Source organism: Kibdelosporangium aridum, from assembly GCF_900176515.1.
In the GTDB taxonomy this organism is placed as follows: domain Bacteria; phylum Actinomycetota; class Actinomycetes; order Mycobacteriales; family Pseudonocardiaceae; genus Kibdelosporangium; species Kibdelosporangium aridum.
Genome location: NZ_FWXV01000004.1, coordinates 17249 through 31133 on the forward strand (window position 1 = coordinate 17249; position 13885 = coordinate 31133).

Here is a 13885-nt window from a genome sequence, read left to right on the forward strand (position 1 = left end):
GTTGAGCGAGGTGTTCACCGGCTCTCCAATGCGCCCTCGAGCATCTTGGCCAGCTCGTCGAGTAGCGCATCACTGTCCACATCAGACGTCGCTGGGCGCAGCGACAGCACGAAGGACTGGACGACCAGCAGCACCGCGCGGGCCTGCGTGGGCACGTCGGCGCCGCGGATCGAGCCGTCGTCGTGCCCGGCTTTGAGCTGGTCGGCGATGAACTGCTCGGTCAGCCGCTGCGTGCTGCCCAGCCGCTGCACCACGTACGGCAGGATCAGTTCGGGTTCCAGGTCAAGCGCGGCCCGCATGATCGGGTTGTGTGTCAGCGCCTTGATCCCGGTGACCAGCCCGGTCACCAGCCGCTCGCGGGCCGTCGGCCCGGTCAGCGACGCCGATATCTCGGCGAGCAGCCCACCGAACTCCCTGGTCATCAGGGCCGCGATCAGGCTGCGTACGTCCGGGAAGCGCCGGTACAGCGTCATCCGGCTGACCTGGGCCCGCCTGGCCACCTCGGTGAGCGTGGTCCGGCCGACTCCGATCGCCAGCACACAGCTGCGCGCCGCGTCCAGGAGCACGTCGTCGTCGACTCGATAACTGTGACGTTGTGACGTCATGTGTCACACTGTACCCATGGCGAACCGAACTGACCAGCTCCTGAGGTCCGCGTGGACGGCCGAACCGCCTCAGTTGCCGCCGCACGCCCTGCGGTGGCTGCGGCAGGAGACTGGGCTGACGGACTCCTGGACGCCGACGCGGGTCATGACCGCGCCGCCGTCGGAGCTGCCGGAAAAGGCGCACGAGGTGCTGACGGCGATCGTCGGCGCCGAGCACGTGCTCACCGACGAGCAGAGCAGGCTCGGCCGGACCGGCGGCCTGTCATACCTGGACCTTTTGGCGCACAAGGGAATCGGCGACGTGTCCGTGCCCGACGCGGTCGTCCTGCCTGCCGACCCGGCCGAGGTCGCCGCGGTGGTCAAGGCATGTGCGGAGCTCGGGCTGAGCATCGTCCCGTTCGGCGGTGGGACCTCGGTGGTCGGTGGCGTCAAGGCCGCGGAACGTTCGGTCGTGCTTGACCTGGCCCGCCTCGACCGGCTGGTGCTGGTGGATGAGGTGTCGCGGCTGGCGGTGTTCCAGGCCGGTGTGCGTGCGCCGGACGCCGAAAAGGCCTTGGCGGAGTACGGGCTCACGCTCGGGCATGTGCCGCAGTCGTTCGAGCGCGCCACGATCGGCGGGTTCGCCGCGACCCGGTCCGCCGGTCAGGCCTCGTCGGGTTACGGCCGGTTCGAGGACATGGTCGAAGGCGTGCGCGTCGCCACTGCGCGCGGCGAAGTCCGGTTCGGCGTGGCACCCGCTTCGGCCGCAGGTCCTGACTTGCGCCACCTCATGATCGGCAGCGAAGGCGCCTTCGGTGTGATCACCGAGGTCACGGTGCGTGTCCGGCCGTTGCCCGCAATCCGCCGCTACGAAGGCTTCGTGGTGGACGGCTGGGATCGTGGCGCGGACGTCGTGCGGAAGCTGGCACAGGATCGCGTGCTCGCGGACGTGACTCGTCTGTCTGATGTGGACGAGACAAACGTGTCGTTCGCGTTGACCGGCGGGCTGAAAGCCGCTGGGCTGCGGGCATATCTGAAGGCGCGGGGAATCAACGAACCCTGCATGCTGATCGTGGGCTGGGAGGTTCAGGACCGCCATGAGCTCGCAATGCGCCGTGCCGCGACGCTTCGCCGACTGCGTGGTTCAGTCAGGCTGGGGCGGGTGCTGGGAGAGGCCTGGCGGCACGGGAGGTTCAACGGGCCACGGCAGCGCGACGCGTTGATGAACGCGGGCGTGTGCGTGGAAACCCTGGAGACCGCAACGCATTGGTCGCAGCTGAACGAGCTGTATGCGAAGGTCCGGCTGGCGTTGACCGATTCGTTGGGACGGGCCATCGTGATGTGCCACATCTCGCACGCCTACGAAACCGGCGCCTCGCTGTACTTCACAGTGATCGCGCCGCGGTCGATCGAAGACCCAGCGGGGCAATGGAAGCGCGCCAAAGCCGCGGCGTGCGAGGCGATCGCGGGGCTCGGCACGATCTCGCACCACCACGCCGTCGGCGTCGACCATGCTCCTTATCTGCCAGCCGAAATCGGCGATCTGGGGATGGAAGTGCTTGCCGCGGTGAAGAAGACGCTCGACCCGAGCGGGATCCTCAACCCCGGCAAGCTCATAGCTCCTTAGCCGACTCGTTGGCGGCGTTCGTGGCCTTCGCGCACGAGTCGGACGTCCCGCCCACCTCGAGCCGGGTGGTGAAATAGGACTGTTCGAGCACCGGCCGGACCAGCACCATGACCTCACACCGGTCCTGCTGGTCGGGTTCCTGGTGCCGCATTCCCTCCTTGCCGCCCACGGTCAGTGGTTCACCGTGCGCGTGCCCGGCCATGTTCTCGATCTCGTGGCTGATCAACATGGTTCCGTTCGCCCCGGTCAGTTCGCAGTTGATCAGCGTGGGGCGGCGGGCTTGGGTCAGCGCGCCGATCTGCTGGGTGAACTGGTCGATCGGCTGGCACGGATCCTTGCCGTGGAAGGGCGACGCGGCCGGGTTCTGCGGTGGCGATTTCAGCTTCGCGGCGACCGCGGTGGCCACGTCACGGGCCTGAGCGCACTGTTTTTCGTAGTCAGTGCCTTCGATGGAGATGGCGATACCCAAGTCGCCCGCCGTCTTGGCGGTGAGCGTGCAGCCGGAGTCCTGCACGGCGGTCAGGCCAGGGATTTCAACCGGTTTGGCGTCAGCCGCGACGCGTTCACCGACGTACGCCCTTGCGGTGAGCGGCGATCCGTCCGGCTGCGTGATCGTGACGACGCAGTTGTGCGCGCTCGCACCGCTGAAGGTGCGGGCACCGACCTTGCCAAGCTTCGACAGCGCGGCCTCGTCGAGGATCGCGCAGGAGTCGACGTTGCGGAACGAGGCCCATTCGTCCGGCGGCAGCGGTACCGATGGCGTGGACTGACCAGGTTCTGCGGAGCACCCCGCGAGCAGGAGCAGGGCGACGATCACGGTATGCGGTCGAACCCTCATACACCGTGATAGTACCTAATGGTCCAGACCTATTCGACCCCCGATTTGCGCTTCCTGACGGCGCCGAGCCAGATCCAGCCGATCATTCCGCCGAAGAACAGTGTCCACGCGGGCAGCGCGCGGTCGTCGATACCGCGATCGCACATGGCCACGTACTCGGCCAGGATCGGCCGTTCCGGGTTGCCGAGACTCGCGGCAAGTCGTGGCGTCTCGACGCCGCCGAGGGTGTTACCGCAGCTCACCTTGACCGTGGTGGTGGTGTCCAGGGTGGATACCCGGACCGGGAGCAGGCCGAGCACCAGGCCGACGACCAGCGCGATCGACGCCAGCGACGCGACGAAGACCCGTGGCGGCAAGGTGATCTTGGCCAGCGGGTCCTCATCGGTGTTCTGCCTCGCGGCAGGCGAGAGGATCTCTGTCGACATACGCGACAGCGTGCCTCTTCGGACCGGCCCGTGGCTAGGAAATCCGATTACTTGTAATACGCGCTGCCGTCGATCGAGCCGTGCTCGCACACCGACCCGAAGTCGAACTTGACCGTGAACGGCTGCGTCTCGTCTGGCGGAATCACCGTCGCACCTTTGGACTCGGGCTCACACGGGCCCGTCGTGGACTCGGTGCCGTCGGGCACCGCGCCCCAGTGCAGGTTCTTGTACGCCTTCTGGCCCGGCTCCAGCGTGACCAGCGACGGACCCGGGTCCGGCTTGCGGGTCAGCTTGGTCGGCATCGCGTGACCGTTGGCATCGGTCAACTGCAGGCCGCCGTAACCGTACAAAGTGCACGCTTTCGAGCTCGTGTTGGTCACAGCGAGCTTGGCGTAGCGGTTGCCCGCGGCCGCGTCGCCCGACACGATCTCGCCTTTCAGCACAGTGGGGCCGCAGCGCGCGACCTGGCTGGCGCGCGCGACGCTTTCCGGTCGCTCCGGACCAGTGGACGTGTGTTCCGGCGCGGCGGTTGGCTGCGTCGGAGTTTGTGTCACCGTCACGGTTTGCGGCGGTTGTCCGGTCGTGGGTCCACCGCCACACGCGGCCAGTGTTCCGGCTGCCAGCAGTGCCATACCTGCGAAAATCACCCTATTGCGGACCATGGTGCCACCTCCCGTAACGTAGTTACCTGGTCCTACCAGTAAGGACGGGCAACCGCACTCCGGGTTGCGAACGCTCACACGCTCAGGCGAATTTCCACGTGTACGCCCAGCAAATCGTGCCGCCGGGCGTTTTCACCCGAATTCGCCGGTATTCATCGCCTTCGTACGAATCCAAAGTGGCCAGTGCGGCTTTCGGGCTGCGCAACGGCAACACCCACCCGGCTACCTGATCGGTGCCCCGCTTGAGGCCCGGGTAGCCGAAGCCTGTGTCGAAGACCTCGCCGGTGATGCTGGCCTGGTACGGCTCACCGTCGACCCACGGCTCGACCAGTTCCCATGCGGACTCGCCGGGTTTCAGCGTGCCGTAGACGAAAACGCGCGCGGGGAACTCGTCCGGCTCGGGCGGGCCGTCCACAACGGACACGTCCAGGCCCATCACCGGCGCGGCGGTGCCGACCAGATCACGGGCTTGCTGCTGGCCAATTTCGGCCAGCCGGACCGGCGCACCGGAAACGAGCAACGGCCAGCGGATCTCGGCCTTGCCGGTGTACGCGAGCAGACCGTCCCAGATAGACCCGTCGTCGAGCTGGACGCGCCCGGAGTGCAAGCGGGACAACTGGTACCGGTCGCCCCGGCCCTCGCAGATGTCGAGCACGGCGACCTGAGCCGGATCGGCCATCCACACGGCATGGACCTCGGTGACATTGGGCATCGCCGCGAGCGTGACCGGTCGTTGGGTGTCCACGACCCTCAGCCCAGCGGCCCACACGGCGGACAACCCGGTGCACGTGGCCCGCAGGACGACGACGGGCCCTTCAAGCCCGAGGTTCTCGCGCAGCCAAGTGATCTTGCTCGGGTTGGCGTTCGAGCCGTACGTCAGCACGGGAACGCGCTCGGCCAGCGTCGCGGCGTTGTGTTTGGTCAGCCATTCGTCGAGGTCGTCATCGGGCGTGACCCGCCAGCCTTTGCCGTCGAGGTGGACGTAGGAGAAGGGCGGACGAGTGCCCGGGTAGGGCGCGGCGGGGTAGTCGGCGTCGGTGAACGTGCTCACTTCTTGCGCTCGTCGTACTCGATCTGGGCCTTCTCGAACTCCGCCCACCGGTCGTCGATCAGCTCGAACAGAGCGTTGACGGCCTTGGCAGCGTCCTGACCAAGATCGGTGAGGCTGTAGTCGACATGCGGCGGGATCACCGGATGCACAACCCGGCGGACGATGCCGTCGCGCTCAAGCGCCTGCAGCGTCTGCGCCAGCATCTTCTCGCTCACGCCGCCGATAGCGCGGCGCAGCTCGCTGAACCGCATCGTGCCCTCGCGCAGGAGCATGATCTGGATCAGCACGCCCCACCGGCTGGACAGATGTTCCATGACGGCCCGCGACGGACACTTCGCGTCGAAGACGTCGACCATGGCACTTTCCATGCACTGAGCATACGCTGGTTTCTTTCCTGAAGGTAAGTACAGCACTTCAAAGTAGGTACTTACTTCTAGTTAGTACCACTCCTAGAGTTAGTGCCATGACACTTTTGTTGACCGGGGCGAACGGCCAGCTCGGCACGTTGATCAAGAAGCACCTGACCGAACGCGGCGCGACCTTCCTCGAAGGCTCCCGCACGCCGCCAGCGGGCGGCCGTCGCGTGGACTACACGGACCCGGCAGGCCTGGAACAGGCGTTCGCCGGCGTGACCAAGCTGATCCTGATCTCCGCGCCCAGCGGCGACCGCGTCACCCTGCACCGCAACGCGGTGACAGCGGCAAAGAACGCAGGCGTCGAGCACATCATCTACACGAGCGTGACGGAGGCACCGACCTCACCATTGAGCCTGGCCGTCGACCACAAGGCGACCGAGGAAGCAATCCGTGACGCCGGACTGACGTTCACGTTCCTGCGCAACAACATGTACCACGAGAACTACACGGGACAGCTGGCGCACACCGAGGGCGTGTTCGTGACGTCCGCGGGTTCCGGGCTGCTTGCTTCGGCTGCGCGGGATGATTTCGCCCTCGCGGCTGCGGTGGTCGCCACGACACCCGGCCATGAGAACACGGCGTACGAGCTCACCGGTTCGACGGCGTGGACTTTCGACGACTTCGCCGCGCAGGTGGCTTCGATCACGGGGAAGCCTTTCGTGCACAAGAGCATTCCTGCTGCTGAGTTGCGGGCCGGGTATGTCGCGGCAGGCCTGCCGGAGGAGGCAGCTGAGGTTTTCACGGACATCTACGTGCACATCGCCGATGGGGCTTTGGCAGATGTGCGTCCGGACCTGGAGAAGCTGATCGGCCGCCAGGCGACGCCGCTCGCGGACTCCATTCGTGCGGCTGTTGGCGGCTAAGGCCCCTGCGATGGCGCATCCCGCACCTGGGAACAGTGTCTCGGGTCTTCGTGGTGCTTTTGTTCCGGGCTCTTGAAGAGAATGGCAGGGAGGCCACCCAGAGGGAGGGGGCCTTCAGCTCGAATTCCCCCGTGTGTTTGGTGGCGCGGGCGTCCCCTCCGGTACGGCCTGCCTGACGGAACCACGGTGCGTCAAGAGGTCGGTATCGCTTCCGCTCGGGGCTGGGTTGCGTAGGCCGACCTCCTGACACCCCGTGGTTGGACAAAGCCCAGGCCATACCGGAGGGAACACCCACGAAGCCCACCCCTGTGCTACCGCACCGGAAAAGCCATCCCTGGGCCGCCGCGCCGGAACGATGCCGCATAGAAGAGCCACCCGTGTGCAGCCGCGCCGAAACGCTGCCGCACCGGAAAGCCATCCCTGTGCTGCCGCATCCGAAGCCGCCCCGTGCTGCGGCATCGGAAAGCCGCCCTGTGCTGCGGCACCAGGAAACCCCTTCACACCCCGCGACAAACCACAGTTCCGGTTCACGCAGCACCGACCACTGTTGACAACCCAAACCCACCCCCAGAAAAGGACATCCCCCGCCACTCCCGGGGGGACGACCCCTGGCCAGTCTACCGGCGATATGGGCTGGTCAAGGGGGTTACTGGGTGGTTGTGGACAACCAGATTTGCGAACGGGCCGTTCGCGCGGACCTGTTGGTCGGGAGTCGCGCCGCCGCTGGTAAGTCGGCCCGGCGGTGATCCCGATGTCCCTGCCGAGTCAAATGTTCGAAGTGGACACTGGGGGAGAAGTGTTCATCTGTGGATAACCGGGACTGTGTTCACCGTTCGTTCCCAGTTTTGTCGGGCCTTCTCGCTAGGCTGGAAATCGGGGGCCGGAGGCCCGTGCCGCGGAGTCAAAGTTGAGCACTTTGCCTGTCAGAGCTCAAGTTTGTGGTCGGGTCCACAGTAGATTCCCTGTGCGATCCCAACCTTCGGAGTAGTGACTTTTCTTCATGTTCTCCGGCAGGATCGCGGCATGGCCAACCTAAGCCGTCGTCGGCTGCTGACAGCCACAGGTGCGTTGGGTCTGCTCGCCGTCACACCGGCGCAGGCACTTGACCGGGCGTTGCGCGAAACTACCAAGCGCGCGATCGCCCCAGCCGGAACAACATTGGAGACCGTCGGCATCCCGGTGGGCGCCGGGTTCCGCCGGCTCGCCGCGGGCCCGGGCTGGCCGCTCGTCGTCCGCCCTGATCTCGTCGAGCCGAAGACTGGGCGCGATGATCGTCGCACGGCGCTCACGTCGTTCGTGCAACTCACCGACATGCACGTGATCGACGCGCAAAGCCCGGCTCGGGTCGAGTTCGTGCATCCGTTCATCGGGTCGGCACACCGTCCACAGGAGACATTGGGTACGCATGGTGCCGCCGCGCTCATCAAGCGGGTCAACTCCATCAAGGGGCCGTATACCGGGCGGGCGTTCGACTTCGTGTTGAGCACGGGCGACAACACCGACAACCACGAGATCGTCGAGCTCGAGTGGTTTCTCACGCTCCTCAACGGTGGCACGATCACCCCGAACACGGGTGACCCCGCGCGGTTCGAGGGCGTGCAGAACTCAGGTTCGACGCTGTACTGGAACCCAGCCAGCAGTGTCGCGGACATGTACAAGGACAAGGGGTTCCCGCTGATGCCGGAACTTCTTGCCAACGCGATCAAGCCGTTCACCAGCCCCGGCCTGAACCGGCCGTGGTACAGCGTTTTCGGCAACCACGACGACAGCGTGCAAGGCACGTTCCCCAGCGGTGTGCCGCTCGTCGACGGCATCTACACCGGTTCGGTCAAGATCGAGGGCTTCTCCTCGCAGTCCGACGCCGCCAAACTCGCCCAGGCTATGCGGAACTCGCCGCTCAAGGCCGTCGAGTTGCTGCTCAACTTCCGTGGGCCGATCCGTCGCGTCACACCGGACGCCCGCCGTCGGCCGTTCACGCCGAAGGAGTACGTCGCCGCGCATCGTGATCCGCGCAACACCGGTCCCGGCCCTGTCGGCCACGGCTTCGGTCCGGCCAACGCGACCGGGCGTGACCTCTACTACACGTTCCAGATCGCATCGGGCGTCGTCGGCATTGGTATGGACACCACCAACCGCGCGGGCCTTGCCGACGGTTCGCTGGGCGACGGGCAGTTCAAGTGGGTCGAGCGCACGCTCAAAGCGGGCAGCTCGCGCTACTACGACACCAAGGGCAACCTGGTTCGTACGAGTGCTGCGGATACGTTGTTCGTCCTGTTCAGTCACCACACGAGCACGTCGATGGACAACCTGCTGCCGGACCCGACAAACCTGCTTGAGCCGCGACGGGACGGTGCCGCGTTGGTCGCGTTGCTCAACCGGTTCCCCAATGTGGTGGCGTGGGTGAATGGGCACTCCCACCGGAATGCCATTACCGCGCACCGTGGCGCCACGCCCGAACAGGGCTTCTGGGAAATCAATACCGCGTCGCACATCGACTATCCACAGCACGCCAGGATCATCGAGCTGACCGACAATGGGGACGGAACACTGTCGTTGTTCACCACGCTCATTGAGGCCGACAGTCCATACGAGGCCGACTACGGTGACGGCTCGCCGGCTGGCCTCGCGTCGTTGTACCGGCAGGTCTCGCTCAACGACCTGCACGCCGATCCAGGGTTGATGGGCGGCACGGTCGACCGCAACACCGAACTGGTCTTGGCCAAGCCGTTCTGACCGGGCGGATTCGGCTCGACTGTGTTGGCATAAGGGGAGCGCACAAACGGCTGCGTGATCGCTATGGTCTCAGGGCGATGCTTCCCAGGAGGTGACTCCGCTGCCCGCTGAACCTGTCGAGCCGACCGCCGGGCGGTCGCGCAAGCTCAACGCGACCTCGTATGTGGTACTCGGCATGCTCACGTACGGCCCGGCGACGAGCTACCAGCTCAAGCAACGGGTCGGCCGGTCGGTCGGGAACTTCTGGGCGTTCGCCCACTCGCAGCTGTACGACGAGCCGGCCCGGCTGGTCAACGCAGGCCTTGTCACACAGACCACCGAGGAGGGTGGCAGGCGCAAACGGACATACGCGATCACCGACGAGGGCCGCAAGGCGCTGGCCGAGTGGCTGGCCGAGCCGACCCTCGAGCAGACCGAGGTCAGGGACACCGGTTTGCTCAAGCTGTTCTTCAGCACCGGGGCCACGCCTGACGACATCCGCAGGCTCGCCAGGGACCGATACCAGTCACATCGCGACCGCGCTGACGGCTACCTGCGACAGCGCGCCGAAATCGAGTCACTCGCCGACCGCTGGCAGCTCAAGACCCTTGAGCTGGGAATGCGCTACGAGCGCACGGTGGAGAAGTTCTGGAAGGACTTCATGGACGAGCTGGATCGCGATCCACCCTGACAGCGGTTTACATGATCTATGACAATGGTGAAAATATCTCCCACGTAGTTGAGGGAGACGACGCCATGAACCGCTTAGCCCTGCTGACCATCGCAACCCTGATGGTGTTACCTGCGCTTCCCGCGGCAGCCGCCAATCCGCAAGCGCCGGTGGACTTCCACTCGTGGCAGAAGCATGACTTCTTCTACGCAGGCCAGCGCGACGGCCTGGTCCCGACCTTGCGCGGCCTGCGAATCGGCCGCCCAGCAGGCACGGTCGAGCACACCGAGCCGGGCATGGGCACCAAGACGTACGAGTACGGCACGTGGACCTCGCCGTTCTACCGTCACGGTTTCGACGCGACGCAGCTCGTGGCTTCATGGAACGCGACCACTCCTAAGGGCACGTGGCTGCGCGTCGACATGCGCGGCCGGACATCATCTGGCGCCGAGACGATCTGGTACGGCATCGGCCGCTGGGCGTTGCCCGACACCGACATCCGCCGCGCGAGCCTGCCGCAGCAATCCGACGAGCACGGCTACATCGACGTCGACACCTTCGTCGCGAAATCCACCCTGCGCGCGTATCAGCTACGCGTAACGCTGTACCGCGCGGTCGGCAGCGGCGAATCGCCGACGTTGACCATGGCAGGCGCGATGACGTCCGCGATTCCTGATCGCTTCAGCGTTCCGACGAGCCCGAACTCGGGTGCGTGGGGCACGGAGCTGAAGGTGCCGCCGTACTCCCAGAATATCCACATCGGACACTACCCGGAGTACGGCGGAGGCGGCGAAGCCTGGTGCAGCCCGGCCTCGACCCAGATGGTCGTGGAATACTGGGGAAAGCGTCCATCCAAAGAGGACCTCGCGTGGGTCGACCCGTCCTATCCGGACCCAGCTGTCGACCACGCAGCGAGATTCACCTATGACAGCAACTACGACGGCACCGGCAACTGGCCGTTCAACACCGCTTATGCTGCAACGTATGGCCTGAAGGCGTACGTGACGCGGCTGCGCTCGCTCGCCGAGCTCGAGCAATACGTCAAGCGCGGCATACCCGTGATCACCTCGCAGTCCTTCCTTGCGTCAGAACTGGATGGTGCGGGCTACGGCACCGCCGGCCACATCATGGTGGTGATCGGCTTCACGAAGGACGGCGACGTCATCGCCAACGACCCGGCGTCGTCCAGCAACGACCGGGTGCGCAACGTCTACAAGCGAGCCCAGTTCGAGAACATCTGGCAGCGCACCAAGCGGTACCGCGCGGACGGATCGGTCGCCAGCGGTCCCGGCGGAATCGCGTACATCATCACACCCTGAAGCCAGGCGGCCTTCCTGAGCGGGTGCCTCCCCCCTCGCTCGCTCACGAAGGCCGCCGTCCTCATCGCGTGCGGCACGCGCGCCCTCGGTGCTCAAGAATTCGCTGAAAGTCGTTGCCCCGGAAGGGAAACCGCAGCAGCAGGTCACCGTGAAGCCGAAGGGGTGCCGCGGAGACCGGCGGCGGCTTCACGGCCGCGTAGCCGCCTAGGCGTGTAACGGTGCAGCCGTGTAGCCGTGTAGCCGAAACTGTCGTACCCCTGCGGTAACGTGAAAATCAGGGGCTCCCCTGGATGGCGGGATTTGTCGTCATCGTGGGGAGCCCCGGGTGCTCTACTGTGGCCGGTCAGGTCAGGTGTGTGACGTCGAGTTTGCCCTCGGCGTAGGCCGCGCGGATCCGCTTCTTGTCGAACTTGCCGACGCTGGTCTTCGGGACTTCGTCGATGTACGTGAAGTTCTCCGGCACCTGCCAGTGCGCGACCCGGCCTTCGAGGAACTCGCGCATCTCCGCGGGCTCGACGCTTTCCCCTTCCCGCAACACGATCGCGACCAGCGGGCGCTCGTCCCACTTCTCGTCGGGGATGCCGACCACGGCCGCCTCGGCCACCGCGGGGTGGGCCATCACCTGGTTTTCCAGCTCCACCGAGGAAATCCACTCGCCGCCGGACTTGATCACGTCCTTGGAGCGGTCGGTCAGCTTCAGGAAGCCGTCCGGCGTGAACGCGCCGACGTCACCGGTGCGCAGCCAGCCGTCGCGGAACTTCTCGGCGCCCTCGCCGTCTTCGTCCTGGCGGTAGTACGACGCGGCAATCCACGGGCCGCGAACCTCAAGCTCGCCAACGCTTTCGCCGTCCCACGGCACTTCGTTGCCGTCGTCGTCGATCAGGCGGGCGCTCACCGATGCTGGCGGGCGGCCTTGCGTGTAGCGGTACGCCCACTCAGCATCGCCGGTCACGCCCGCCGGAGGCCGTGCGACGCTGCCGAGCGGTGAAGTCTCGGTCATACCCCACGCATGCGTGATGTGGATGCCGTAACGCTCCTGGAACGCGTGCATCAACGCAGGCGGGCACGCCGAGCCGCCGACGATGACGTCGCGCAACGAAGACATGTCAACGGGATTGGCCTCGAGGTACGCCAGCAACCCTTGCCAGATGGTCGGAACCGCACCGGCGAACGTCGGCTTCTCCGCGGCGATCATCGCGGCCAACGGCTCCGGCTGCAGGAACCGGTCCGGCATCAACATCGATGCACCGACCATCATCGACGCGTACGGCAGGCCCCACGACATGGCATGGAACTGCGGCACGATCACCAAAGTCTTGTCCGCGCCCGAGAGGCCCATGCTGTCGGACATGCACACCTGCATCGAGTGCAGGTAGATCGAGCGGTGCGAGTAGACGACGCCCTTCGGGTTGCCGGTCGTACCGGACGTGTAACACATCGCGGCCGCTTGCCGTTCGTCGACTTCCGGCCAGTCGTACTCGTCTGGCTGCGCGGCCAGCAGTTCGTCATACGAGTGCACCTCGACGCCTGAGGGCGCTTCCAGTGCAGCAGCCGGGCCGTTGGCGACGACGACGTGCTTGACGGTGCTGAACGTGGGCAGCACACGGGCGAACAGCGGCGCGATGGACGCGTCGACGATCACCACGTGATCGGCCGCGTGGTTGGTGATGTACGTCAGCTGCTCGGGGAACAGGCGCAGGTTGAGCGTGTGCAGCACCGCGCCCATCGCCGGCACGGCCAGGTAGGCCTGGAGGTGCTCGGCGTTGTTCCACATGAACGTGCCAACACGCTGGTCGCCGGTGACGCCGAGGCTCCGCAGCGCGTGCGCGAGCTGTGCCGCCTTCCGGCCGGTTTGCCCGTATTGCTCGCGCCTTGCTTCCGTCCCGGTCCAGGTGACCACCTCACTGGACGAGTACATGCCAGTTCCGTGGCGGACGATCCGCCCGATCGTGAGAGGGGTGTCCTGCATCGTGCTCAACATGGGCTCTCCCGCTGTGTCCTGCGTCACCGCATCGTGCACCTGACTGCACAGTAGATGGTCCTTAGCTCCGTGTGCTGAGGCCCGGATCACGGTCACCGGTTGCGACTGGACCTCACGTGAGGTAGTTGCTGGAATTTTGGACATCCCCAGGAAGAGGCCCAAAAATATGGCCGAATCAGGCCGGGGAGTCTCTCCGGATAGTCCCCTCGGGACTGTCGAGAAACCGCCCTTGAGGGTGAATTACGGAGGGTTGTGCCTGGTCGTTGAGGGGTTGTTCAGCGGAAACTCCCGCGTGTCGGGGGTATGTTCCGCAGGTAGGTGTCGTTTACTGGTCGCGTCGTGAGGCGCGATCAGGCCCGAAAAAGGGCGGTGGAAATCGCACCCGGCGACACCAGACCTCGACATAGGAAGGAACAGCACGTTGGCTCTGCCTACGTTGACTCCCGAGCAGCGCGCTGAGGCGTTGGCCAAGGCAGCCGAGGCACGCAAGGCGCGCTCCGAGCTGCTTGCTTCGATCAAGGCCGGTAAGACCACCATCGACAAGGTGCTGGCCAAGGCCAAAGAAGACAAGACCATCGGAAAGACCAAGGTCAAGCAGCTGCTGATGGCAGTGCCCGGCCTTGGTGCGGTCAAGGTCGCCTCGCTGCTGGAGAAGGCTGGTATCGACGCCGAGCGTCGTGCCGCGGGTCTCGGCGAGCGTCAGCGCGGCGCGCTGATCGACGCCCTCAAGTGAGACC

The 13885-nt window shown here is 65.8% G+C and carries 13 protein-coding genes; 6 read left to right on the plus strand and 7 right to left on the minus strand.

All coding sequences use genetic code 11. The annotated features are described in order from the left end of the window. Nucleotides 1-14: 14 nt before the first annotated feature. Nucleotides 15-605 carry a TetR/AcrR family transcriptional regulator gene (locus tag B9C43_RS23830; RefSeq protein ID WP_033384811.1) on the minus strand — a complete coding sequence of 197 codons (591 nt, stop codon included), beginning with the start codon at nucleotides 603-605 and terminating at the stop codon, nucleotides 15-17. A 16-nt stretch (nucleotides 606-621) separates the two neighbouring features. On the opposite strand from B9C43_RS23830, the gene B9C43_RS23835 reads away from it, so the two are divergent. After that, nucleotides 622-2211: an FAD-binding oxidoreductase gene (locus B9C43_RS23835; RefSeq protein ID WP_084429245.1), complete on the plus strand. Its 1590-nt coding sequence runs from the start codon at nucleotides 622-624 to the stop codon at nucleotides 2209-2211. On the opposite strand, the gene B9C43_RS23840 is transcribed toward B9C43_RS23835, so the two are convergent. The 5 genes from B9C43_RS23840 to B9C43_RS23860 form a co-directional block, all read right to left on the minus strand. Further along, nucleotides 2198-3049 carry a DUF3558 domain-containing protein gene (locus tag B9C43_RS23840; RefSeq protein WP_143446547.1) on the minus strand — a complete coding sequence of 284 codons (852 nt, stop codon included), beginning with the start codon at nucleotides 3047-3049 and terminating at the stop codon, nucleotides 2198-2200. The genes B9C43_RS23835 and B9C43_RS23840 overlap by 14 nt on opposite strands. A 29-nt stretch (nucleotides 3050-3078) precedes the next feature. Continuing rightward, nucleotides 3079-3474, minus strand: coding sequence for a hypothetical protein (locus B9C43_RS23845; protein WP_033384808.1), 396 nt, complete (start codon nucleotides 3472-3474; stop codon nucleotides 3079-3081). A gap of 47 nt (nucleotides 3475-3521) precedes the next feature. Further along, the gene (locus B9C43_RS23850) at nucleotides 3522-4136 is read right to left on the minus strand and encodes a DUF4232 domain-containing protein (RefSeq protein WP_033384807.1); all 615 of its coding nucleotides are present in this window, start codon (nucleotides 4134-4136) and stop codon (nucleotides 3522-3524) included. Between the two features lie 82 nt (nucleotides 4137-4218). Further along, complete coding sequence (locus tag B9C43_RS23855) at nucleotides 4219-5187, minus strand: gamma-glutamylcyclotransferase family protein (protein WP_084429249.1); 969 nt, start codon at nucleotides 5185-5187, stop codon at nucleotides 4219-4221. Continuing rightward, nucleotides 5184-5555, minus strand: a complete 372-nt coding sequence (locus B9C43_RS23860) for a winged helix-turn-helix transcriptional regulator (RefSeq protein ID WP_051896000.1) — start codon at nucleotides 5553-5555, stop codon at nucleotides 5184-5186. The genes B9C43_RS23855 and B9C43_RS23860 overlap by 4 nt, the downstream gene beginning before the upstream one ends. A gap of 95 nt (nucleotides 5556-5650) precedes the next feature. On the opposite strand from B9C43_RS23860, the gene B9C43_RS23865 reads away from it, so the two are divergent. From B9C43_RS23865 to B9C43_RS23880, 4 genes are all read left to right on the plus strand, one after another. Beyond that, nucleotides 5651-6466 (plus strand): NAD(P)H-binding protein, encoded by an 816-nt coding sequence (locus B9C43_RS23865; protein WP_084429251.1) that lies wholly within the window; start codon nucleotides 5651-5653, stop codon nucleotides 6464-6466. A 1023-nt stretch (nucleotides 6467-7489) separates the two neighbouring features. Then, a complete protein-coding gene (locus B9C43_RS23870; RefSeq protein ID WP_084429254.1) occupies nucleotides 7490-9199 on the plus strand; it encodes a TIGR03767 family metallophosphoesterase in 1710 nt (569 codons plus the stop codon). A gap of 91 nt (nucleotides 9200-9290) precedes the next feature. Then, nucleotides 9291-9869, plus strand: a complete 579-nt coding sequence (locus B9C43_RS23875; RefSeq protein WP_200825674.1) for a PadR family transcriptional regulator — start codon at nucleotides 9291-9293, stop codon at nucleotides 9867-9869. A gap of 65 nt (nucleotides 9870-9934) precedes the next feature. Next, nucleotides 9935-11167, plus strand: a complete 1233-nt coding sequence (locus tag B9C43_RS23880; RefSeq protein ID WP_084429256.1) for a C39 family peptidase — start codon at nucleotides 9935-9937, stop codon at nucleotides 11165-11167. Nucleotides 11168-11510: 343 nt separating this feature from the next. Here the strand turns inward: B9C43_RS23880 and B9C43_RS23885 are convergent, their stop codons facing one another. Further along, nucleotides 11511-13148, minus strand: a complete 1638-nt coding sequence (locus B9C43_RS23885) for a long-chain fatty acid--CoA ligase (protein WP_033394177.1) — start codon at nucleotides 13146-13148, stop codon at nucleotides 11511-11513. 421 nt (nucleotides 13149-13569) lie between these two features. Here B9C43_RS23885 and mihF point away from each other — a divergent pair, with 421 nt between their 5' ends. After that, entirely contained in the window at nucleotides 13570-13881 is a 312-nt protein-coding gene (mihF, locus tag B9C43_RS23890; protein ID WP_051793413.1) for an integration host factor, actinobacterial type, read from the plus strand. Nucleotides 13882-13885: the final 4 nt, after the last annotated feature.